The 23,492-nt window shown below is 64.6% G+C and carries 20 protein-coding genes; 16 read left to right on the forward strand and 4 right to left on the reverse strand.

Features of this window, described 5'->3' with window-relative positions:
• Positions 1-154 precede the first annotated feature (154 nt).
• A complete protein-coding gene (locus tag IVB40_RS34705) occupies positions 155-2,371 on the forward strand; it encodes a SulP family inorganic anion transporter (protein ID WP_247817683.1) in 2,217 nt (738 codons plus the stop codon).
• A gap of 119 nt (positions 2,372-2,490) precedes the next feature.
• Here IVB40_RS34705 and IVB40_RS34710 read toward each other — a convergent pair whose 3' ends face one another.
• Complete coding sequence (locus IVB40_RS34710; protein WP_247817684.1) at positions 2,491-3,984, reverse strand: NAD-dependent succinate-semialdehyde dehydrogenase; 1,494 nt, start codon at positions 3,982-3,984, stop codon at positions 2,491-2,493.
• A 122-nt stretch (positions 3,985-4,106) separates the two neighbouring features.
• Positions 4,107-4,427, reverse strand: coding sequence for a hypothetical protein (locus IVB40_RS34715; RefSeq protein ID WP_027566114.1), 321 nt, complete (start codon positions 4,425-4,427; stop codon positions 4,107-4,109).
• 347 nt (positions 4,428-4,774) lie between these two features.
• Between IVB40_RS34715 and IVB40_RS34720 the strand changes: the two genes are divergently transcribed.
• Together IVB40_RS34720 and IVB40_RS34725 are read left to right on the forward strand one after the other, a co-directional pair.
• The gene (locus tag IVB40_RS34720; protein WP_247817685.1) at positions 4,775-5,968 is read left to right on the forward strand and encodes a serine hydrolase domain-containing protein; all 1,194 of its coding nucleotides are present in this window, start codon (positions 4,775-4,777) and stop codon (positions 5,966-5,968) included.
• Positions 5,969-6,046: 78 nt separating this feature from the next.
• On the forward strand, positions 6,047-7,741 hold the full coding sequence (locus IVB40_RS34725; RefSeq protein ID WP_247817686.1) for an AMP-binding protein: 1,695 nt from the start codon (positions 6,047-6,049) through the stop codon (positions 7,739-7,741).
• A 148-nt stretch (positions 7,742-7,889) separates the two neighbouring features.
• On the opposite strand, the gene IVB40_RS34730 is transcribed toward IVB40_RS34725, so the two are convergent.
• The gene (locus IVB40_RS34730; protein WP_247817687.1) at positions 7,890-8,891 is read right to left on the reverse strand and encodes an adenosine kinase; all 1,002 of its coding nucleotides are present in this window, start codon (positions 8,889-8,891) and stop codon (positions 7,890-7,892) included.
• A 125-nt stretch (positions 8,892-9,016) separates the two neighbouring features.
• Between IVB40_RS34730 and murJ the strand changes: the two genes are divergently transcribed.
• From murJ to IVB40_RS34750, 4 genes are all read left to right on the forward strand, one after another.
• Positions 9,017-10,567, forward strand: coding sequence for a murein biosynthesis integral membrane protein MurJ (gene murJ / locus IVB40_RS34735; RefSeq protein ID WP_247817688.1), 1,551 nt, complete (start codon positions 9,017-9,019; stop codon positions 10,565-10,567).
• A gap of 73 nt (positions 10,568-10,640) precedes the next feature.
• Complete coding sequence (gene trpS, locus IVB40_RS34740) at positions 10,641-11,693, forward strand: tryptophan--tRNA ligase (protein ID WP_247285135.1); 1,053 nt, start codon at positions 10,641-10,643, stop codon at positions 11,691-11,693.
• Between the two features lie 107 nt (positions 11,694-11,800).
• On the forward strand, positions 11,801-12,295 hold the full coding sequence (locus IVB40_RS34745; protein ID WP_247285134.1) for a universal stress protein: 495 nt from the start codon (positions 11,801-11,803) through the stop codon (positions 12,293-12,295).
• A 173-nt stretch (positions 12,296-12,468) separates the two neighbouring features.
• Positions 12,469-13,038, forward strand: a complete 570-nt coding sequence (locus tag IVB40_RS34750) for a NifU family protein (protein WP_247357442.1) — start codon at positions 12,469-12,471, stop codon at positions 13,036-13,038.
• Between the two features lie 104 nt (positions 13,039-13,142).
• Here IVB40_RS34750 and IVB40_RS34755 read toward each other — a convergent pair whose 3' ends face one another.
• Positions 13,143-14,828, reverse strand: a complete 1,686-nt coding sequence (locus IVB40_RS34755) for a PAS domain-containing protein (protein ID WP_247817689.1) — start codon at positions 14,826-14,828, stop codon at positions 13,143-13,145.
• A gap of 307 nt (positions 14,829-15,135) precedes the next feature.
• Here IVB40_RS34755 and tsaB point away from each other — a divergent pair, with 307 nt between their 5' ends.
• The 9 genes from tsaB to lnt all read left to right on the forward strand — a co-directional run bounded on the left by tsaB (position 15,136) and on the right by lnt (position 23,430).
• Positions 15,136-15,831 carry a tRNA (adenosine(37)-N6)-threonylcarbamoyltransferase complex dimerization subunit type 1 TsaB gene (gene tsaB / locus IVB40_RS34760; RefSeq protein ID WP_247817690.1) on the forward strand — a complete coding sequence of 232 codons (696 nt, stop codon included), beginning with the start codon at positions 15,136-15,138 and terminating at the stop codon, positions 15,829-15,831.
• Positions 15,828-16,313, forward strand: a complete 486-nt coding sequence (rimI, locus tag IVB40_RS34765) for a ribosomal protein S18-alanine N-acetyltransferase (protein ID WP_247817691.1) — start codon at positions 15,828-15,830, stop codon at positions 16,311-16,313. Before tsaB ends, rimI begins: the two co-directional genes overlap by 4 nt.
• 38 nt (positions 16,314-16,351) lie before the next feature.
• On the forward strand, positions 16,352-16,807 hold the full coding sequence (locus tag IVB40_RS34770; protein ID WP_007598312.1) for a Fur family transcriptional regulator: 456 nt from the start codon (positions 16,352-16,354) through the stop codon (positions 16,805-16,807).
• Positions 16,807-17,487 (forward strand): HAD family hydrolase, encoded by a 681-nt coding sequence (locus IVB40_RS34775; protein ID WP_247817692.1) that lies wholly within the window; start codon positions 16,807-16,809, stop codon positions 17,485-17,487. Before IVB40_RS34770 ends, IVB40_RS34775 begins: the two co-directional genes overlap by 1 nt.
• A gap of 190 nt (positions 17,488-17,677) precedes the next feature.
• On the forward strand, positions 17,678-19,066 hold the full coding sequence (miaB, locus tag IVB40_RS34780; protein ID WP_247817693.1) for a tRNA (N6-isopentenyl adenosine(37)-C2)-methylthiotransferase MiaB: 1,389 nt from the start codon (positions 17,678-17,680) through the stop codon (positions 19,064-19,066).
• Between the two features lie 4 nt (positions 19,067-19,070).
• The gene (locus tag IVB40_RS34785; RefSeq protein ID WP_081747794.1) at positions 19,071-20,129 is read left to right on the forward strand and encodes a PhoH family protein; all 1,059 of its coding nucleotides are present in this window, start codon (positions 19,071-19,073) and stop codon (positions 20,127-20,129) included.
• 61 nt (positions 20,130-20,190) lie between these two features.
• Complete coding sequence (gene ybeY, locus IVB40_RS34790; RefSeq protein ID WP_018455806.1) at positions 20,191-20,700, forward strand: rRNA maturation RNase YbeY; 510 nt, start codon at positions 20,191-20,193, stop codon at positions 20,698-20,700.
• A 1-nt stretch (position 20,701) separates the two neighbouring features.
• Complete coding sequence (locus tag IVB40_RS34795) at positions 20,702-21,820, forward strand: hemolysin family protein (RefSeq protein WP_027514682.1); 1,119 nt, start codon at positions 20,702-20,704, stop codon at positions 21,818-21,820.
• Complete coding sequence (lnt, locus tag IVB40_RS34800) at positions 21,817-23,430, forward strand: apolipoprotein N-acyltransferase (RefSeq protein WP_247817694.1); 1,614 nt, start codon at positions 21,817-21,819, stop codon at positions 23,428-23,430. The genes IVB40_RS34795 and lnt overlap by 4 nt, the downstream gene beginning before the upstream one ends.
• The last annotated feature ends 62 nt before the right edge of the window (positions 23,431-23,492 follow it).

Raw genomic sequence — 23,492 nt, forward strand, 5'->3', positions numbered from 1 at the left:
CTGCGCATGATTGGCCGTTCGCACGCCGTGGACCGCATCCTCGCCGGATGCCCCCCGAAACTGTCGGGTACTTCACATTTGCAAGAATCCTGTTGCACTAGCCTCGCAGTCGTCTACCTCTCGGAGGGAAATATTCACGAGCGAGTGTTACGGCGTGACAGATCCAGCAATTGGCTTCACTCCGTCGGCAGGGCTCACTCCGGCCCTCAAGCGTGCGCTGACTGATATATTGGGCGGGAGCGCCGCCAGCGTCCTGACCGTCACGTTCGGACTGTCCTACTCGCTGCTGATCTTCGCGGGGCCGTTGTCGCCCTATCTGTCCTACGGCATCACGGCCACTTTCGTCAGCTCTGCGGTGCTTGCGGCCGTCGTCGGGCTCGGCAGCTCCCTGCCCTTCGCGATTGCAGCCCCTGACAGCTCGACCGCCGCGGTGACGGGTATCCTGGCAGCCTCGGTGGTCGAACGCATCGAGACGGCGCACCTGTCGGCGCCGTTGCTGTCACCAATCCTGATCACGCTCGGCCTGTCGACGATGCTGACGGGATTGGTGCTGTGTGGGCTGGGCCTGACGCGGCTTGGCCGCGCCATCCGCTACGTGCCTTATCCGGTGGTCGGCGGCTTCCTGGGCGCAACCGGACTTCTCATCGTCATGGGTGCGGTCCGGGTGATCACCGACCACCCGCTGCAACTGGCGACACTGTCGCACTTCGCCAACCGCACCATCCTGCTGGAGCTGGGTGCCGCCTGCGCGATGGCGCTGGTGCTGTATCTCACCTGGCACCGCTCGCGCAGCCCGTTCGGACTGCCGATCATCCTGGTCGGCGGCGTGCTCACCGCGCATCTGGCGTTCTGGATCACCGGCGTCTCCTCCGATGAGGCGCACACATTGGGCTGGACCTTTCAGTCCCCACCGCAAGCGGTCTTCGTGCTGCCCTGGCACACCGACGATCTCGCCCGCTATCCCTGGTTTGCCATACCGGACCTGCTCGGCAACGTCGTCGCGGTCATCTTCGTTACCGCCTCCAGCACGCTGTTCAACACCACCGGCATCGAGGTGGCCACGCATCGCGAAGCCAACCTGGAGTGTGAGCTGAACGTCACCGGCGCCGCCAATATCCTGACCGGCATGCTGGGCGGCTACCCCGGCTGCAGCTCGACCAGCCGCTCGATGCTTAATTTCTCCAGCGGCGGCCGCGGGCGCCTGTCCGGCCTCACGGCCGCAGCGCTGTCGCTGCTGGTGCTCGCCGTCGCACCCGAGCTGCTCGGCTTCATCCCCAAATTCGTGCTCGGCGGCCTGTTGCTCTATCTCGGCGCCGACCAGCTGCACAAATGGATCATCGAGTCGCGCAAGCGGCTGTCGAAGCTGGAATATCTGTCGCTGATCGCCATCATCGCGATCATCGTGGCCTGGGGTTTCGTGCCGGGCATCCTGATCGGCGTCATCATCGGCTGCGCGACGTTTGCGTTCAGCGCCGCGCGGGTCGAGTCGATCAAATACAGTTTCGACGGCTCGGAGTACCGCTCCTCGCTCGATCGCTCGCGCGACGACCAGGAGGTGCTGCTGGCCCATGGCGGCAAGATCCGCGGCCTCAATCTCCAGAGCTATCTGTTCTTCGGCTCCGCCAACCGGCTCTATCAGCACGTCAAGCAGCTGCTGCAGGAACGCCCCGAATGCCGCTATCTGCTGTTCGACTTCAAGCTCGTCACTGGCGTCGATTCATCGGCCGCCTATAGCTTTGCCCAGATCAAGCGCAGCGCCGGCGAACTCGGCGTCGAGCTGATCCTGGTGCATCTGTCGGCCACAGCCGAGAAGGTGCTGCGCTCCAGCGACTTCGTCGGCGAGGGCGTCACCATCGTCCCCGAGCTCGATCGCGCGCTGGAATGGTGCGAGAACGAGCTCATCTCGCAGCATCAGGAGCTGGCGCAGGAAGAAGCCAGCCTGCGCGACTGGTTCACGCGAATGCTCGGCAGTGAGGACGGCGCCGACGAGCTGATCCGCCGCTGCCAGCGCATCGAGGTCGAAGCCGGCGAGGTCATCGTGCAAGCCGGCGACCCCGCCGATTCCATGCATTTCATCCTCGACGGCCGCGTCGGCATCATGATCCCGGCCGACGACGACCGCAGCACGCGCGTGCGCAGCCTCGGCCGTTACACCACGATCGGCGAGATGGGGCTGGTATCACAGACACCGCGCAGCGCCACCATCCAGGCCGAGGTCGACAGCGTGCTCTACGTGCTGAACACGCACCAATTCGACGCCATCAAGACCGAGGATCCCGCACTCAGCCACAAGCTGCTGACCTATTTCGTGTCTGTGCTGGCGGAGCGGCTGACCTTTGCGAACCGCACGATCGCGGTGTTGCGACGTTGATTGGCGCGTAGCTTCGTCATTGCGAGGAGCTATTGCGACGAAGCAATCCAGACTGTCTCGGTGGAAAGATTCTGGATTGCTTCGCTTCGCTCGCAATGACGTGGAGGAATGACGGCGACCTAAACCCCCGCCATCATCACGTATTTGATCTCGACATATTCTTCCATGCCGTGATGCGAGCCTTCGCGGCCGAGGCCGCTTTCCTTGACGCCGCCGAAGGGTGCGACTTCGGTGGTGATCAGGCCGGTGTTGACGCCGACCATGCCCGACTCAAGCGCCTCGGCGACACGCCAGACGCGGCCGAGATCGCGGGAGTAGAAGTACGACGCCAAACCGAACGGCGAAGCGTTGCACATCGCGATGACGTCGGCCTCGTCCTTGAAGCGGATCACCGGTGCGAGCGGGCCGAAGGTTTCCTCCTGCGCCACCAGCGAGTCCGGCTTGACGTCGGCAAGCACCGTCGGCTCGAAGAACGAGCGCCCGAGCTCGCTGCGCTTGCCGCCGGTGACGACCTTGGCACCCCGCTTGACGGCGTCCGCAATGTGGCGCTCGACCTTGTCGACCGCTTTCAAATTGATCAACGGGCCCTGCGTGACGCCGGTTTCCGTGCCGTCGCCGATCTTCATCGCCGCGACCTTCTTCGACAGCTTCTGCACGAACTCGTCGTAGATCTTGTCCTGGGCATAGATGCGGTTGGCGCAGACGCAGGTCTGGCCCATGTTGCGGTATTTCGAGACGATCGCGCCTTCGACCGCCGCATCGATATCGGCATCGTCGAACACCACGAACGGCGCGTTGCCGCCGAGCTCGAGCCCGAGCCGCTTCACTCCGACGGAGGCCTGCCGGTAGAGAATCTTGCCGACCGCGGTCGAGCCGGTGAAGCCGACGAAACGCACGGCCGGATGCTCGCACAGCACCTTGCCGATCGGCGCTGCATCGCCGGTGATGATGTTGAACACGCCCTTGGGCACGCCGGCCTTCTCCGCGAGCGCGGCCAGCGCCAGCGCCGACAGCGGCGTTTCATTGGCGGGCTTCAGCACCACGGTGCACCCGGCCGCAAGCGCCGGCGAAACCTTTCGCGTGATCATCGAGTTCGGGAAATTCCACGGCGTGATCGCGCCGCAGACGCCGATCGGCTGCTTGATCGCGAGCAAGCGCGCATCCGGCCGCTGCGTCGGAATGGTCTCGCCGTAGACGCGGCGGGCCTCCTCGGCGAAAAATTCGACATAGGCGCCGCCGATGTCGACTTCGCCGAGGGCTTCGGCAAGCGGCTTGCCCTGCTCGGAGGTGAGGATCAGCGCGAGGTCCTCGCGGTTGGCGATGATCAGCTCGAACCATTTGCGCAAGATATTGGAGCGCTGCTTGGCGGTGTGCTTGGCCCAGCCCGGAAAGGCGCGCTCGGCGCCCTCGACCGCCCTGGTGGCGTCATCGGCCGAAAGCTGCGGAACCTTTGCGAGCTCGACGCCGGTCGCGGGATTGTTGACGGCGAAGACCGGCGCGCCGACCCAGGCGCCATCGATGTAGCAAGCCTCCTTCAGAAGCGACGGGTCCTTCAACCGGTCGCGCAGATTGGACGTGGCGTGCTGAGCACGTGCGGCGGCGGTCGGGGTCATGGCGTTGCTCCTGCGGGGCTTTTGCGGGCTGTTCCGGTTCGGCCGGAATATAGGGAGAAGCGGCGCGCAATGCACCGTCCCGCAACGCACATCTGCTGGGAGCCAGGCTCGGAGCGGCGGACTTACGCCGCGCCGCTCAGATAGGTCTCGCGCCGCCCGATCATGCGCTCGGCGGCGGCCTTGGCGTCGGCCTTCGAGGAGGTCGCGCAGGTCCGATATTCGAGATCAGGGACGTCGGACGCGTTGCGGCGGCCGAACCAGGACTTTGAACCGACCGGCAGTAGCGCCAGCGCCTGCGCCAGATTGTCGACCGCGCCAAATGAATAGAGCGCGCCGGTGCCGGCGATGCGAACCTCGTAGATGCCGGGCGAGATCGGCGCTTCGAGATTTTCGCCCCGTCCGGGACGGGGATAGCGCTTCCATTCGCTCCAGGTCGAAATCATCTGAGGTCCCCCTCGCGGCCGGTGGGCGGCCGCGAAATTTGCATCAAGTCTTAACGTTGGCCGTCGATCGGCCGAGAGCTGAACGCGGCAGCTCACAAAATGTTTCAAGTGCGTCAAAACAGTCGAAACATAGCGCCAGCAGCCATCCACGGTCACAGCTGGTTGCGGCCATCCACCGCAGATTGTGACGGGGTGTTGCAGTTCAGCGCCTTGTCGTCGTGCGCGGGGAGCCGACCGTCAAGTCACGACATCGCGACTGCGGCAGGTACGCGGATGCGCTTGCCGCGCGGCGCACGCGGGAGGACAATCGATCGCTTCCAACAATAATCAAACCGGAGGAAACGCGGATGCAAGGCAAAGCTGAGATCGACCAGATTCTGCGCCAGAAGAGCGAGGCCGGGGAGATTCCCGGCGTCGTCGCCATCGCCGCCAGCGGTACCGACGTGCTGTATCAGGGCGCGTTCGGCAAACGCGACCTGTCCAAGCCGGATGCGATGACCGCCGACAGCGTGTTCTGGATCGCATCGATGACGAAGGCGGTGACATCAGCGGGCGCGATGCAGCTCGTCGAGCAGGGCAAGCTGTCGCTGGATGCACCGATCGGCGAGGTGTTGCCCGATCTCGCCAAGCCGCAGGTGCTCGAAGGCTTTGACGCCAAGGGCGAAGCCAAGCTGCGGCCGGCCAAGGGGCCGATCACGCTGCGCCAGCTCATGACCCACACGGCAGGCTTCTGCTACAACATGTGGAACGGCGATCTCGCGGTCTATCTGGACAAGAACGGCATCCCCGCCATCACCACCTGCCAGAACGCGGCGTTGAAGACGCCCATCATGACCGAGCCCGGCACGCGCTGGGAATACGGCACCAATATCGATTTCGTCGGCAAGGCCGTGGAAGCCGCCAGCGGCAAGCGCCTCGATGCCTATCTGCGCGACAATTTGTTCGCACCGCTCGGCATGAGCGATACCGCTTTCAAGATCACCGCCGACATGCGCAAGCGCCTCGTCGGCATGCATGCGCGCGGCGAGGATGGCCAGCTCGCCGCGATCCCGTTCGAGCTCGAGCAGGAGCCGGAATTCCACATGGGTGGCGGCGGCCTTTATTCGACGGCGGCCGACTACATCAGGTTTACCCAGATGATCCTCAACAAGGGCTGCGGCAACGGCAATCAGGTGCTGAAGGCCGAGACCATCGCGACGATGGGGCAGAACCACATCGGCGATCTCGCCATGGGCAAGATGACCACGGCGGCGCCGATGTACACCAATGACGTCGATCTCTATCCCGAGCAGGTGAAGAAGTGGGGCCTCAGCTTCATGATCAACACCGCCAAGACCGCCGAGGGGCGCAGCGCGGGCAGCCTCGCCTGGGCGGGCCTCGCCAACACCTATTACTGGATCGACCCGGCGCGCGACGTCACCGGCGTGATCCTGATGCAGCTGCTGCCGTTCGCCGACGCAAAGTGTCTCGAGGCTTTTGCCGGCTTCGAGCGCGGCGTCTACGCCGGACTCGATGCCGGCAGCGGGCGGAAAGCGGCCTGAGGCGCGCCTAGCACTCACGACGCGTGACGGCCGGGCTTGTTGTCCGGCCGTCCACGCACCTGACTGGAGGACACGATCTTGGCAGACAAGGCCGACAGTTACGTTTGCGGCATCTCCGACACGCCGCTGCTCGGCGACACCATCGGGCGTAGCCTCGATCAGGGTGCGCGGCGCTGGAGCGGTCGCGAGGCGCTGGTCTCGCCCAGCCACGGCGTGCGGTGGACATGGAAAGAGCTCGCCGAGCGGGTCGATGCGCTCGCGGCCGGCTTTGTCGCGCTCGGCCTCGAACGCGGCGAACGGATCGGCATCTGGTCGCTGAACCGGCCGGAATGGACGCTGACCCAGTTTGCCGCAGCCAAGGCCGGCCTCATCCTGGTGACGATCAATCCCGCCTACCGGCTGAGCGAGCTGGAATTCGCGCTTCACAAGGTCGGATGCAGCGCCATCGTCACCGCGACGGCGTTCAAGAGCAGCAACTACATGGACATGCTCAACACGCTGTTGCCGGAGCTTGCGATCGCCAAGCCCGGGCAATTGCGCGCCGCGCGGCTACCGGCCTTGCGCATCGTGATCCAGATCGGCGGCCCCGCCTGTCCGGGCACGATTCCGTTCGAGGAGGCCGCCGTCATGGGCGGACCCTTGCACCGCGAGCAGCTCGCCGCGCTCGGTGCCTCCCTGCAATTCGACGATGCCGTCAACATCCAGTTCACCAGCGGAACGACGGGATCGCCCAAGGGCGTGACGCTGACCCATCACAACATTCTCAACAACGGCTATTTCGTCGGCCGCGCCATGCGCCTCACCGAACAGGACCGCATCTGCATTCCGGTGCCGCTCTATCATTGCTTCGGGATGGTGATGGGCAACCTCGCCTCCGTCACGCTCGGCACGACGATGGTCTATCCCGGCGAGGGGTTTGATCCGCTCGCGACGCTGCGAACGATCGAGCAGGAAAAATGCACCGCGCTATACGGTGTGCCGACGATGTTCATCGCCGAACTCGACCACGGTGAATTCTCAAATTTCAATCTGAAGTCGCTGCGCACCGGCATCATGGCCGGCGCACCCTGCCCGATCGAAGTGATGAAGCGCGTCAACAGCGAGATGAACATGGGCGAGGTCACGATCGCCTATGGCATGACCGAGACGAGCCCGGTCAGCTTCCAGAGCGCCGTCGACGATCCGCTCGATCGCCGCGTCTCGACGGTCGGACGAATCCATCCGCATGTCGAGGTCAAGGTCGTCGATCTCGACGGCAAGATCGTCAAGCGCGGCGAACGGGGCGAGCTCTGCACCCGCGGCTACAGCGTGATGCTGGGCTATTGGGAGGAGACGGAGAAGACGGCCGATGTGCTCGACGCCAACGGCTGGATGCATACCGGCGACATCGCCGTCATCGACGACCAGGGTTATTGCAACATCGTCGGCCGCATCAAGGACATGGTGATCCGCGGCGGCGAGAACCTCTATCCCCGCGAGATCGAGGAATTTCTGTACCGCCATCCCAAGATCCAGGATGTGCAGATCTTTGGCGTTGCCGATACCCGCTACGGCGAGGAACTCTGCGCCTGGATCCGCGTCAGGTCCGGCGAGACGCTGACGCTGGAAGAGGTGCGCGCCTTCTGCGACGGCCAGATCGCCCACAACAAGATTCCGCGTTACGTGGAATTCGTCGACGAGTTTCCGATGACCGTGACCGGAAAGATCCAGAAATTCCTGATGCGCGACCAGGTGGAGCAACGGCTTGGGCTGAAGGCCGCGAAGACTGCGTAGGTTGCCTGTCATTCCCCGCGAAGGCGGGAATCCAGTACGCCGCGGCTTCTCCGTAGCCCACTAACGGCTCTGGAATACTGGGTCACCCGGTCAAGCCGGGTGACGACAGCGGAGAGTGCCGCTCGCAATGACAGGGAGAGAGACCGCGTTACACGGTCAGGCCGCGCTGCCCTGCGAGTTCCTTCAGCGACACAAGCGGACGCGCACCGATGTGCTGGATCACTTCGGCGGCTGCGAGCGCGCCGAGCTCGCCGCACTGCTTGTGGGACAGGTTGCGCGCCAGGCCATACAGGAAGCCGGCAGCGAAGAGGTCGCCGGCGCCGGTGGTGTCCACGAGTTTCGCGATCGGAGACGCCGGCGCTGCGACTGCATCAGTTGGCGTCACCACCACGCAGCCCTTTTCGCTGCGAGTCACCACGCCGAGATTGACGTCGTTGCGCAACTGCTTGAGTGCGGTGTCGAAATCGGAGGTCTGGTAGAGCGAATGCAACTCGGACTCGTTGGCGAACACGATATCGACGGTGCCGTTGCGCATCAGCCCCAGGAACTCGTCGCGATAACGATCGACGCAGAAGGAATCCGACATCGTCAGCGCCACCTTGCGCTTGGCATCATGGGCGATCTTGGCCGCCTTGACGAAGGCGTCCTTGGCGTTCTTGGGGTCCCAGAGATAGCCCTCGAGGTAGACGATGCCGGCCGCTGCGATCTCAGCCGGGTCGATGTCGGCGGGCGACAAATCCTGCGCGGCACCGAGATAGGTGTTCATGGTGCGCTCGCCGTCATCGGTCACCAGGATGTAGGAGCAGCCGGTCGCAGGGCCGTCCTTCGCTGCGGGCGTGTTGAAGGCGACGCCGGCCGCGCGGATGTCGTGGACGTAGAGCTTCCCGATCTGGTCGTCCTTGACCTTGCCGACATAGGCGGCGCGCGCCCCGAGGCTGCCGATGCCGACGATGGTGTTGGCAGCCGAACCGCCGGAAACTTCCGTCGCCGGGCCCATGTCCTTGTAGATGGCGGCGGCCCGCGCCTCGTCGATCAGGGACATGCTGCCCTTGGTCATGCCGTGCTTGCCCAGAAAGGCTTCGTCGGTCTTGACCAGCACGTCGAACAGCGCGTTGCCGATGCCGAGAACGTCATATTTCACGTCAGCCATTCACCTTGATCCTGTTTGGCGGATTGCGATACCCGCGGAAATCCGCTTCCTGTCGGTCTGAAATCTGGCTCGCGGCCTATCACGACCGGCCCTTCGCGGGCAAGCAACGGTATTATGCAGTTCCGATGATCCGCTCCTTCCTGACCGTCTCGACGGGGACACTGGCTTCACGGCTGCTGGGCTTTGCACGCGATTCCCTGATCGCGGCGCTGCTCGGCACCGGCGCCGTGGCGGACGCGTTTCTGGCGGCATTTCAGCTCGTCAATGTGGTGCGGCGGCTGCTCAGCGAGGGCGCCCTGAATGCGGCGTTGATCCCGGCCTGGCTGCGCGTTCGTGACAGCAAAGGCGAGGCGGCTGCGGCGGCGTTCGCGGGACGCGTGCTGGGTACGGTCAGCGCGGGCCTGATCGCAATCTCGATCGCGATTGCACTTTTGATGCCGCTGACCATCATGATCATCGCGCCGGGCTTCGTCGGCGGCGCATCGCTCGATCTCGCTGTCCAGAATGCGCGGCTGATGCTGCCTTATCTCGCCTTCGCGGGACCCGTCACGGTGCTGATGGGCCTGCTCAACGCGCAGGGGCGCTTTGCACTCACCGCCTTCTCGCCGCTGCTGTTCAACATCGCCCTGATCGCCGCGATCGCGGCACTCCTGCTGGGGCATGCCGATGCAACCTTCGCCGCGTGGATGCTGGCGGCCACCGTCGGCATCGCCGGCCTGTTGCAGCTCCTGATGCTGCTGTCGCAGCGAAGCGCGCGTCTGGCGACCCCGCTGCGCGTGAGCTTCGACAAGGACATGCGCGGCTTCTTCGCCAAGGCGATCCCGGGCATGATCGCGAGCTCCGGCCCGCAATGGCTGATGGTTGCCGGCGCGATCATCGCCTCCGCCACGCCTGCCGCGGTCTCCTGGCTCTATTTCGCCAACCGCCTGATCGAGCTGCCGCTTGGTATTGTCGGCGTCGCCATTGGTACGGTGCTGGTGCCGGAGCTGACGCGCGCGGTGAGGAGCGGTGACCGCGACGCGGTTGCCTATGCGGAATCGCGCGCGCTGGAACTCGCCACCGGGCTGGCGCTGCCGGCGACGCTCGGCCTGATCGTGCTGGCCGAGCCGATCGTGCGGCTGCTGTTTGAACACGGCGCCTTTGGCGCGGAGGACAGCGCGGCCACGGCGCATGCACTGGTGTGGCTGGTGCTGGGACTGCCGGCGCATGTGCTGATCAAGGCGCTGTCCCCGGCCTATTTTGCCCGCAGCGACACGATGACGCCGCTGCTGGCGACCGCGAAAGGGTTCGTGGTCGCGGTCGCGCTCGCGATCCTGCTCGGTCACTTCTTCGGCGCGAGCGGGATCGCCGCCAGCATTGCCGCCGGCGCCTGGAGCAGTGCGATTTCGTTGCTCCGGAAAGGCACGCGTGAATTCGGCTTCTCGGTCGATGCCAGCGCCCGCAACCGGCTGCCGCGCATCGTGCTCGCCGCGCTCGCCATGGGCGGCCTGCTGTGGCTGACCGCGGGTCTCTTGCCTGCACAGGCCCATGGGTTCATCCGCTTCATTGCGCTGGGCTCACAGATCGCCGCCGGAATCATCGTCTATGGCTTGCTCCTGCAAATCCTCGGCGTCGCGTCCTGGCGCGAGGCCGCCGGTGCCTTGAAGCGCCCCGCCCAGCCCGATCCTGACGCCTGAGGTCAGCGAAATTCCCTTGACGGGGCAGCGCCGCTGTTGGAAACGACGCCCCGTATCTTGCAGGGAAGCTGCCATGCCATTCGTTGAACGGGTTTTTTCGGGCGTCCAGCCGACGGGCAATCTGCACCTCGGCAATTATCTCGGCGCGATCGTCAACTTCGTGAAGATGCAGGAAACCCACAACTGCATCTATTGCGTCGTCGACATGCACGCGATTACGCAGGGCGTGGACGTCTGGGGTGGACCGGTCGAGCTCGCGCGCAATACCCGCGAGGTGACCGCGGCGTTCATCGCCAGCGGCATCGATCCGAGCAAGCACATCGTGTTCAACCAGAGCCAGGTCTCGGGCCACGCCGAGCTCGCCTGGATCTTCAACTGCGTCGCGCGCATGGGCTGGCTTGGTCGCATGACCCAGTTCAAGGAGAAGGCCGGCAAGGACCGCGAGAACGCGTCCGTCGGTCTGTTCGACTATCCCGTGCTGATGGCGGCCGACATTCTGCTCTACCGCGCCACCCACGTGCCGGTCGGCGAGGACCAGAAGCAGCATCTCGAGCTGTCGCGCGACATTGCGCAGAAGTTCAACAATGACTTCGGCGACTCGATCCGCAACCTCGGCGCCAATGACGGCCTGTTCTTCCCGCTCCCGGAACCCTTGATCACGGGCCCGGCGACGCGCGTGATGAGCTTGCGCGACGGCACCAAGAAGATGTCGAAGTCGGACGCGTCGGATAATTCGCGCATCAATCTGACCGACGACGCCGACACCATCGCGCAGAAGGTGCGCAAGGCCAAGACCGACCCGGAGCCGCTGCCGACCGAAGAGAAGGGTCTGGAAGCGCGCCCCGAGGCCGACAATCTCGTCGGCATCTTCGCCGCGCTCTCCGGCCGCTCCAAGGCTGACGTGCTCAGGGATTTCGGCGGCGGCCAGTTCTCCAGCTTCAAGAACGCGCTGGTGGATTTGTGCGTCACCAAACTCGCGCCGATCGCCGGCGAGATGAAGCGCCTCGTCGCCGACCCCGGCCATATCGACACGATCCTGAACGACGGCGCCGACCGCGCGCGTGCGATCGCCGACGAGACCATGAAGCTCTCGAAGGACATCGTCGGCTTCATTCGCCGGCGCTGAGGCGCGTTCGCGAAACCGCGGCCGACGCCACGGCGCCGGCCGCTTCTGCTCTCCCCAAGCGAGACGGAGTGTGGCAGCATGTCAGCCGTGCACATTCCGGGACATGCATGACCAGCAAGCGACTTTGCTTCGAGCCGGGTCACAAGCCCAAATGCCTCGTCATCGTCGACGACACCGCCGAATGGGATCGCGCGGTCTATTACGCCAGCCGCTGGGCGATCCGGGCCGGCGGCGGCGTGGTGATGCTCCGCATCATCGAGCCCGAACAGCAGAGCCAGGAATGGCTGGGGGTCGCCGACATCATGCGCGCCGAGGCGCAGGAGGCGGCAGAAGCCGCGCTCGACCGTGCCGCCGGCCGCGCCAACGGCATCGCCGCGATCACGCCGGAACGGGTGATCCGCGAGGGCACCGCAATGGAACAGCTGCTGGCGGTGATCGACGAGGACCCCGACATCGCCATGCTGGTGCTCGCCGCGAATCCGGGCGCGGAAGGCCCGGGGCCATTGGTCTCGCTGCTCGCGCACGCGCTGGGCACGTTCCCGGTGCCGGTGACGGTCATTTCCGGCGCGCTGAGCGACCAGAGCGTGGATTCGCTGTCCTAGACTGCTGCTCTTTCGCCTCGCCTCGTTGGCCGGGAGAGGGATAAGCGGGCACCCTAACCCGCTGATTTAACAGGTGAACGGCCAGCTTACCCCTTGACCGTGCGTTCGCCGTCGCCATCTGCTAGTGGATAGAGCACGCGCCGGCCTTGAACCGGCGACGTCTGGAGAAAACCATGTTCATTCAAACCGAAGCCACCCCCAATCCCGCCACGCTGAAGTTCATTCCCGGCCGCGTCGTGGTCGACGGCGGTCCGATGGAATTTGCGAGCCGCGAATCGGCCGCACGCTCGCCGCTTGCCGAAAAGCTGTTCGAGGTCCCCGGCGTCACCGGCGTGTTCTACGGATCGGACTTCATCACCGTGACCAAGGCGAACGGTGAATGGCAGCAGCTCAAGCCCGCGATCCTCGGCGCCATCATGGAGCACTACATGTCCGGCGCGCCGCTGCTCGCCGACGGTGCCGCCGCGAGCGATTCCGATCTCGACGACGAGGACGAATTCTTCGACGAAGCCGATGCCGAGACGGTCGACATGATCAAGGATCTGATCGAGACCCGCGTGCGCCCGGCGGTCGCCAATGACGGCGGCGACATCACCTTCCGCGGCTTCAAGGACGGTATCGTCTATCTCAACATGAAGGGCTCCTGCGCCGGCTGCCCGTCGTCGACCGCGACGCTCCAGCACGGCATCCAGAACCTGCTCAAGCACTTCGTCCCCGACGTGGTCGAAGTCCGGCCGATGTGACGCTGTCGCAAGGTGGGCAAAGGCGCATTTGCGCCGTGCCCACCACCGCGAACCGCAGCATAAGTGGTGAGCACGCTACGCTTCGCCCGCCTTACGAAATTTCTCTACGCAGCCTGACCGATGCTCGCGGCCTCTTCCGCCGCCTTGCGCATGCTTGCCGACATTTCTTCGGTGACCGTGCTCTGCTCCTCGACCGCCGCAGCCGTTGACGACACATACTCGCTGACGCCCTGGATCGCACTCTTGATCGAGTCCAACGCGGCGACGACATCGACCGAGATGCCGTTGAGATTGCCGATCTCCTGTTCGATCCGATCCGCCGCTTGCTTGGCCTGATTGGCGAGATTTTTCACCTCGGATGCAACCACCGCAAAGCCGCGACCGGCTTCGCCGGCGCGCGCGGATTCGATGGTGGCGTTGAGCGCAAGCAGATTGATCTGGCCGGTGATGTTGCCGATGAGTTGTACGATCGTACTCATCGATTCCGCCGCCCGGGTCAGCCGTTGCGCCTGCTGGTCCGCGGCCTCGACCCGGTCGACCGCGGTCGATGCGGTCTCGCGGGAGCGGGTCATGGCTTCCGCGATCTCGCGCACCGATGCATTCAGTTCCTCGGCTCCGGCGGCGACCGATTCCATCATGCTGCGCACCTTTTCGCTGCGCTTGCGCGCGATCACCTGCGCGGTGGTATCGGAGGCGTATTTCACGACCTTGAACGGGTTGCCATTGAGATCGCGGATCGGATTGTAGGAGGCCTGGATCCAGACCTGCCGCCCGCCCTTGCCGACACGCTGGTATTCACCCGTCTGGAATTCGCCGGCGTTCAACCTGGTCCAGAAGGCGCGATAGGCTTCGCTGTCATGTTCATCCTGCGGCATGAACAGGCTGTGGTGCCGGCCAACGATCTCAGGGAGCGTATAGCCGAGCGCACCGAGGAAATTCTCGTTGGCGGTCAGCACCTTTCCGTCCATGTCGAACTCGATCACCGCCTGCGACTTGCCGATCGCCTCGATCTGTCCGGCGAAGTTCGCGTTCGTGAGCTTCTGCGCACTGATGTCGCTGGCGAACTTCACCACCTTGAACGGCTTGCCGGCCTCATCGAGGATCGGATTGTAGGAGGCGAGAATCCAGACTTCCTTAGCTCCCTTGCCGAACCGCTTGTATTCGGCGGATTGATACTCGCCGCGCGCCAGCTTCGCCCAGAACTCGCGATAGGCTGGGCTGTCGCTCTCGCCGGCGCCCACGAACGTGCTGTGATGGCGGCCCTGGATCTCATCGAGCCGATAGCCCATGACGCTCAGGAAGTTCTCATTGGCGGTGATGATCGTGCCGTCGAGATTGAATTCGATTACGGCTTGCGCACGGCCGATCGCGGAAATCTTGCCGGCATCCTCGAGGCTGCGAATCTTGCGCGCGGTGATGTCGGTGGCGAACTTGACGACCTTCACGGGCTTGCCGGCCTCGTCGACGATCGGATTGTAGGATGCCTGAATCCAGATCTCCCGGCCGCCCTTGCCGAGCCGCTTGTATTCGGCGGATTGGTACTCGCCGCGGCCAAGACGCGCCCAGAATTCGCGATAGGCAACGCTGCCTCGCTCTTCCGGCGTGACGAACAGGCTGTGGTGCTTGCCCTGGATCTCGTCGAGCCGATAGCCCATAGCACCCAGAAAATTTTCGTTCGCTGTAAGGATTGTGCCGTCGAGCTTGAACTCGATCACCGCCTGTGACTTGCCGAGCGCGATGACCTGAGCCAAAGCCTCCCTTGCCGAAGAACCGCTTCGCCAAAAAGACATTAATAGACCTTTCCAAATGACCGGAACGAGCGTGGCTTGATCTGCCAAAAATGCATCGTCCGAGTCGTCGTTGACTCGCTTTTCCGTCCTCGGAAAATGTCAGCCGATCGCTAACGCTTCCTTAAAGTCAAAATATTTCAATGGCTTAGACAGCCTAGAGGTTGCAAATAGATGCATTCGCTTCCAAAATCGGGAACGAAAGATCGACTGCATTCGCGCTTACGTAGAATTACGGGCCGATGGTGCGCTGATCGAGACATGAAACTTGCTCTGGTTCGATCGGGGTCCAACCGACTAAGCTGATTCGATGCTGATCCTTGCCATCGATACCGCGCTGGAAGCGTGCGCGGTCGCCGTTCTCGACACCGATTCCGGCCAGCTCCTCGCACAGGAGCAGCTTCTGATGAAGCGCGGCCACGCCGAAGCGCTGATGCCGATGATCGCGCGCGTGATGCACTCAGCCAATCTCGCCTTCACCGCGCTCGATCGCATCGCGGTCACCATGGGCCCCGGAAGTTTCACCGGCCTGCGTGTCGGCATTTCGGCGGCTCGCGGCCTTGCGCTTGCTGCGAAGCGGCCCGCCGTCGGCCTGACCACCTTATCGGCCTACGCCGCCGCCGTCGTCGGCCAAAGCGGAGCGGCGCCGGTGATCTCGGCGATCGACGCGCGGCATGATCACGTCTACTTCCAGATCGTGGCTGGTGACGGCAGCCAGCTGGTACGGCCAGCCGTCGCTCCCATCGACGAAGCGATCGCGGCGTCGCAATTCGGCGCGCCGCATCTGGTCGGCAATGCCGCGAAGATCCTCGCCGAGCGCTGGCCGAAAGATGTGCCGCAGCCGGTCGCGGTCGACGCGCAGCCCGCGCCCGACATCGGCTGGGTCGCATGGCTTGGCGCCGCGGCCGATCCCGCGACAAATCCGGCGCGGCCGTTCTACCTGCGAGCGCCCGACGCAAAGCCGTCCACACAACTGCCGCTTGCAGCACAAGCCGCAAGCTCATGATGAGATGGTTCTCGGAATGGTGGCGCGGCGATACGGCCGTCGTCGAGCCGGCTGTCGCGCGCGACGTCGCACGGCTCGCGCAACTCCACGGCGCCTCGTTCGCGCGCGGTTGGGGCGAAGGCGAGTTCGAGAGCATGCTCAGCGAGCGCAACACGCTGGTGCATCGGTTGCGCCTCGGCCGCAACACCGTGGGCTTCGCGGTGTCGCGGATCGGCGCGGACGAAGCGGAGATCCTCTCGATCGCGGTCGACCACGCCTATCGCGGCCGCGGCCTCTCTCGCACGCTGCTGATGACCCATCTCGGCCACCTGGCAGGCCGCGGCGTGCGCACAATATTTCTCGAGGTCGAGGAAAATAACCAGCCGGCGCGGCGGCTCTACGACCGAACCGGATTCATGGTGGTCGGACGCCGCGAACGCTACTATAAGCAGCCGAACGGGGAACAATTGAACGCACTTCTGATGCGACGTGACTTGTCGTAACATTGATGGCAGAAAGCGCCCCGTCAGGCGGACATCACATGACTGGTCTTAAACCTTCCCCCGCTTCCAAGGCATCCGGCATCGAGGCGCGCTGTGCCGCCACCGGCATGCGCATGACCGAGCAGCGCCGTGTCATCGCCCGCGTGCTCGCGGAGGCGGTCGATCATCCCGATGTCGAGGAACTGTATCGCCGCTGTGTCGCCGTCGACGACAAGATCTCGATCTCGACCGTGTATCGCACCGTCAAACTGTTCGAGGATGCGGGCATCATCGAGCGCCATGACTTCCGCGAAGGCCGCGCGCGCTACGAGCAGATGCGCGACAGCCATCACGACCACCTCATCAACCTGCGCGACGGCAAGGTGATCGAGTTCACCTCCGAGGAGATCGAGAAGCTCCAGGCGGAGATCGCCCGCAAGCTCGGTTACAAGCTGGTCGATCATCGGCTCGAACTCTATTGCGTCCCGCTCGACGACGACAAACCCACAAGTTAGTGGCCATCGATCTCGTCATCTTCGATTGCGATGGCGTGCTCGTGGACAGCGAGGTGATCTCCTGTCGCGCGCATGCGGATGTGCTGTCGAGGCACGGCTATCCGATCACATCGGAGCAGGTGCTGGTCCGCTTTCTCGGCGTATCCGAGAAAGACGCACGGCGAATGGTCGAACAGGAGATCGGCCGCAATCTTCCCGACGATCTCGAAAGCCAAGTGAATGCGGCGACGCTGCAATTCTATGCCAGCGATTTGCAGCCGATCACCCATGTGGCCGCAGCGATTGGCGCAATCGATTTGCCCAAATGCGTTGCGTCGAGCGGCACGCCGGAGAAGATCCACCACGGCCTGACCTGCGCCGGTCTCTACGATCTGCTCGCTCCGAACATCTTTTCCGCGAGCCAGGTCGCGCGCGGCAAGCCCGCGCCCGATCTCTTTCTTTTCGCCGCCGCGCAGATGAAGGTCGCGCCGGAGCGGTGCCTCGTGATCGAGGACAGCGTCCCCGGGGTGACTGGCGCGCATGCCGCCGGGATGACCGTGCTGGGCTTTCACGGTGGCAGCCATTGCCCGCCGGGCCACGCGGAAAGACTACGGGCCGCCGGGGCCGGATTGACGTTCGACGATATGCGGCAATTGCCGGAGCTGGTCCGGCGGGTCGCGGCGAACACTGTGGCGGGCTGAATCCCTCCTCTCGGCGTCATTCCGGGGCGATGCGCCAGCATCGACCCGGAATCTCGTGCCAAACCTCTGGATTCCGGGTTCGCGACTGCGTCGCGCCCCGGAATGACGACCGAAAAGACCCCCAATCGCTGGATTTCCGCGGCCCCAGCCTATATCTGAGGGCGGTTCTCCCACCTCAATTCCGGGTTCCATGACGCCGCCGCGCAAGCTGCACATCAAATCATATGGCTGCCAGATGAACGTCTACGATGCCCAGCGCATGGTGGACACGCTGGCCCCGGAAGGATTCGTGGAGACGGCCAGCGCTGATGACGCCGATCTCGTCATCCTCAACACCTGTCATATCCGCGAGAAGGCCTCGGAAAAGGTCTATTCGGAGCTCGGCCGCCTGCGCGTCGCCAAGGACGCCGCCGCGCGCGATGGGCGCACCATGCAGATCGCGGTCGCGGGCTGCGTGGCACAGGCCGAGGGCAAGGAGATCGTGCGCCGTGCACCCGCGGTCGATGTCGTCGTCGGTCCGCAGAGCTATCATCATTTGCCGCAGCTGTTGAAGCGCGCCGGCAATGAGGGCCGCGCCATCGAGACCGAATTCCCGGCTCAAGACAAGTTCGGCTTCCTCGCCCCGCCCAAGCCCGGCGCGATCCGCGCCCGCGGCATTTCCGCTTTTGTCACGGTGCAGGAAGGCTGCGACAAGTTCTGCACCTTCTGCGTCGTGCCTTACACGCGTGGCTCGGAAGTCTCGCGGCCGGTGACAAAGATCGTCGACGACGTGAAGCGGCTCACCGAGAACGGCGTGCGCGAGCTCACGCTGATCGGACAGAACGTCAACGCCTATCACGGCGAGGGACCGGACGGAAAAAGCTGGCCGCTCGGCAGGCTGCTGGAGCACCTCGCGGCGCTCCCGGGCGTCGCGCGGCTGCGTTATTCGACCAGCCATCCGCGCGATGTCGATGACAGCTTGATTGCAGCCCATCGCGATCTCGGCGCGCTGATGCCCTTCGTGCACCTGCCGGTGCAGTCGGGCTCGGACCGGATTCTGGCCGCCATGAACCGGAAACATACCGCCGATGATTATCGGCGTGTCGTCGACCGTTTCCGGTCCGCACGCCAAGACATTGCTTTTTCATCAGATTTTATCGTCGGCTTCCCGGGCGAGAGCGAGCAAGATTTTCTCGCCACCCTCGCGCTCGTCACGCAAATCGGCTACGCTGCGGCATATTCGTTCAAATACTCCGCCCGGCCGGGAACGCCGGCCGCGGACATGCAGGAGACGGTGTCCCCTTCCGAGATGGACCAGCGATTGGAGCGGCTCCAGGAACTGATCGACAGCCAGCAATCGGCCTTCAACAAGGCTGCGATTGGCTCAACGGTCGATGTGCTGTTCGAGCGTCCGGCCCGCAAGGACGGCCAGATCGTCGGCCGCACCGCATTCCTCCAGCCCGCGCATGTGATGGCCTCGCCCGACATCATCGGACAAATCCTGCCGGTCCGGATCGACAGCCTTGAACGTTACAGCTTCCTCGGTGAGCTCGCCATGGCGCACGAGCCCGCTTTATCACCCATCGCCACTGGAGCCTGAACCCTTGCCCAAAAGCGCATCGGATTCGTCTTCTTCCATCGCTCCCAGCCGCAAATTTGACCGCGACATGCAGGTTCCGCCCGAGACCCAGGTCGTCATCGATTTCGACGACAACCGCGCCGCGTCCGCGCTGGTTGGCCCTTATGGCCAGCATCTGGCACAGATCGAACGGCGGCTCGGCGTCGTCGTCGATTCCAAGGGCAACCACATCACGATTGGCGGCTCGCGCGACGGCTGCGATGCCGCGCGCCGGGTGCTGGAGACGCTCTACGCCCAGGCCGTGAAGGGACAGGATCTCGACCAGGGCGAGGTCGAGGGCGCGATCCGTGCCGTGATCGCGCAGGGCTCGCTGTTCGAGTTCGACGCCAAGTCGGCCAAATCCACCTTCGACAGCATCAATCTGCGCAAGCGCCCGGTGCGTGCGCGCACGGCGGCGCAGGATTCCTACATCCGCGCGCTGAAGCGCCACGAGCTGGTGTTCGGCATCGGCCCCGCCGGCACCGGCAAGACCTGGCTCGCGGTCGCGCATGCCGCGCAGCTGTTCGAGCGCAAGGAAGTCGACAAGATCATCCTGTCGCGCCCGGCGGTGGAAGCCGGCGAGCGGCTCGGCTTTTTGCCCGGCGATCTCCGCGAGAAGGTCGATCCTTATCTTCGCCCGATCTACGACGCGCTCTATGACCTGATGGACGCGCGCATTGTCGAGCGCGCGCTGCAGACCGGCGAGATCGAGATCGCGCCACTCGCCTTCATGCGCGGTCGCACGCTCACCAACGCGGCCATCATCCTGGACGAGGCGCAGAACACCACGTCGATGCAGATGAAGATGTTTTTGACCCGCCTTGGCGAAAACAGCCGCATGATAGTCACCGGCGATCCCTCGCAGATCGACTTGCCGAACGGCCAGACCTCGGGCCTCGCCGAGGCGACGCGCCTTCTGAGCGGCGTCGAAGGCATTGCGCAAGTTCATTTCAAGGCCGAAGACGTGATCCGCCACGAACTCGTGGCGCGGATCGTCTCCGCCTACGAAGGGTCGCCGCAGCGGCCGGCCGCCGGTAAATCCTGACGAGGCAGCAACCGGACCATATGGGCGCGGACACGGCGCCCCTTCGTTCGGAACAAGGACAATGTCACACCCCAACCTTCCCATCACCGAGGTCCTCGTCGTCGCCGATTGCTGGCAGCGGGAGCCCGAATCCGAAGCCGTGATCCAGCGCGCCGTGGCGGCCGCCGCCGAGAATGTCGACGAAGACGTTGCGGAGGCGGAAGTGGCGGTAATGCTGACCGATGATGCCGGCATCCGCACGCTGAACAGCAACTGGCGCGGCATCGACAAGCCGACCAACGTGCTGTCGTTTCCCGCGCTGCAGCCGGAAGGCGACTGGAAGCCAGGCGATGCGCCGCGCATGCTGGGCGACATTGCGATCGCCTACGAGACCATGCGGCGTGAGGCGGACGAGGAACAAAAACCGTTCGATCATCATTTGAGCCATCTCGCCGTGCACGGTTTCCTGCATCTGGTCGGCTACGACCACGAAAACGAAGACGACGCCGAGGAAATGGAAGCGCTCGAACGAGAGATCCTGGCTCATCTCGGCATTCCCGACCCCTATGCCGACCGCCCAGGGACGCATTGAGATGCCGGATTCCGACCCGATTCAGGACAATCCGCGCAACACGGCCAATTTACCGGTCGTGGTGACCTCAGGCGAGGTGATGCGCCCGACCGCCGATGGCTGGCTGCTGCGCGCCATCCGGACGTTGTTCGGCTGGAAGGCGGGTTCGGTGCGCGACGACCTCCAGGTCGTGCTCGACGCCACGACGCCCGACGACACCGGCTTCTCGACGGTCGAGCGCACCATGCTGCGCAACATCCTCGGCCTGCACGAGCGTCGCATCGCCGACGTCATGGTGCATCGCGCCGACATCGTCGCGGTGAAGCGCGACATCCCGCTCGGCGAGTTGATGGACCGTTTCGAGAGCGCCGGCCATTCGCGCCTTGTGGTCTACAACGAGACGCTCGACGATCCCGTCGGCATCGTCCATATCCGCGATCTGCTCGCCTTCATGACCGCGCGTGCGCGCGTGTCGGGGGTCACGAAAACCAAGCGCAAGAAACCGCTGCCGGCCGGGCTCGATCTGCGTACGGTCGATCTCGCGCTGCCGCTCGAAGAAGCGCGCATCATCCGCAAGCTGCTCTACGTGCCGCCGTCGATGCGGGCGATCGACCTGCTCGCGCAGATGCAGGCCACCCGCATCCATCTGGCGCTGGTGGTCGACGAATATGGCGGCAGCGACGGCCTGGTCTCGCTTGAGGACATCGTCGAGCAGATCGTCGGCGAGATCGACGACGAGCATGACAGCGACGAGCCGCCCTCGATCGTGCGGCTGCCCGACAACGCCTTCATCGCGGACGCCCGCGCCAGCCTCGACGACGTCCGCACCGTGATCGGCGAGGACTTCGTCACCGGGGAGGCCGGCGAGGAAGTGGAGACGCTGGGCGGCTATCTCGTCAGCTTCGTCGGGCGCCTGCCGGTGCGCGGCGAGGTGATCTCGGGCCCCGGCCATTACGAGATCGAGGTGCTCGATGCCGATCCGCGCCGGGTCAAGCGGCTGCGGATCTCGACACGGAAGGAGCGTCCCGCGCCGCGCACCCAGCGCGAGAGCCGGCGCCGCGAGGCTGCGCCGGATGGCAGCCAGCCGACGGCCAGCGACACGCCCACCCCGCCGCCAAGCGACGGGACCGGTCCGCAGTGAGCCCTTTCCAGCGATTTCGCCAGATCGCGCTTGCCATCATCCTGACCTGGGGATGGAAGCGCGCGCTCGTCGCGATGGCTGCCGGTGCGCTCTCGGTGCTGGCGCTGGCGCCGTTCAACGCCTTCCCGGTGCTGTTCATCACTTTCCCGGTGCTGGTCTGGCTGATCGACGGCGCCGGCGCCGGACGATATCGCGGCGTCCCCGCCGCGGCGCTGACCGGTTACTGGTTTGGGCTCGGCTATTTCGTGCCCGGCCTCTACTGGATAGGCTACGCCTTCTTCGTCGATGCCGATGTGTTCGCCTGGCTGACGCCGTTCGCCGTGCTGGGCCTGCCGGCCTATCTGTCCATCTTCACGGCAATGGGCTTTGCGCTCGCCCGCCTGCTCTGGACCAAGAACGCCACGCGCGTGCTTGCGCTCGCGGCAAGTCTCACCATCACCGAATGGCTGCGCGGCCATGCGCTGACCGGCTTCCCCTGGAACGCGTTCGGCTATGCGTTGTCCGAGCCGCTGCCGCTGGCACAAACGGCGTCGCTGATCGGCCTGTGGGGCATGACGTTCCTGACGGTTGCGATCTTCGCAAGCCCCGCGGCGCTGATCGACCGCACGCCCGATCGCCGCCTGGCGTGGCGCGCACCGGCCGCAGCCCTGGCGCTCCTGCTGGTCATGGGTATCTTCGGCGCGATCCGCCTGTCGCTCCATCCGACCACGACGGTCGCCGGCACCAAATTGCGCCTGATGCAGCCGAATCTCCAGCAGGACGCGAAATTCAACTACGCCGCCAAGGCGGAGGTGATGAAGAAATATCTGGCCTTGTCGGACCGCGCCTCCGGGCCACAATTGACCGGCGTGCGCGATGCCACCATCCTGATCTGGCCGGAATCCGCCTTTCCGTTCTTCCTCACTCGCGAAGCCGACGCGATGGCGCAAATCGCGGAGCTTCTGCCCAAGGGCACGGTGCTGATCACGGGCTCGGTCCGCGCGCCCGACCTGCCGCGGGGCACGCCGATCACCCGCGCCTATAATTCGATCTACGTGATCGACCACGACGGCAGCGTGCTCTCTGTGTACGACAAGCTGCATTTGGTGCCGTTCGGCGAATTTCTTCCCTACCAGGGCCTGATGGAGAAGCTCGGTTTCGAGCAACTCACGCGTGTGCGCGGTGGCTTCATTCCCGGCACCGTGCGGCATGCGCTGGCGGTCCCCGGCGCGCCCTCCGCGCTGCCGCTGATCTGCTACGAGGCAATCTTTCCCGGCGAGGTGGCTGGACGCAATGAACGTCCGGGCTGGATCGTGAATCTCACCAATGACGGCTGGTTCGGAATCTCGACCGGCCCCTACCAACACCTCGAACAGGCGCGGATGCGCGCGATCGAGCTCGGATTGCCGCTGGTTCGCTCCGCCAATACCGGCGTTTCCGCAGTGATCGATCCGGTGGGACGCATCGTCGCCAGCCTCGGTCTCGGGATCGAAGGCATTTTGGATGCAAATCTGCCCGCCGCGATCCCGCCGACCATCTATGCGCGCGTGGGCGATGTACCCGCGGCCATGCTTGTCGCGCTTGCCGTGTTTTGGGCGGTCCGCCGACGTGTTGCCAAACGGCATCCCTGATCACGCCGCAGCCGAGGCCGATAACTTTTGACAACCGTAGTCCCACGGTTGACAGACTGCAC

The sequence above is a fragment of the Bradyrhizobium sp. 40 genome (assembly GCF_023100925.1).
Lineage (GTDB): Bacteria > Pseudomonadota > Alphaproteobacteria > Rhizobiales > Xanthobacteraceae > Bradyrhizobium.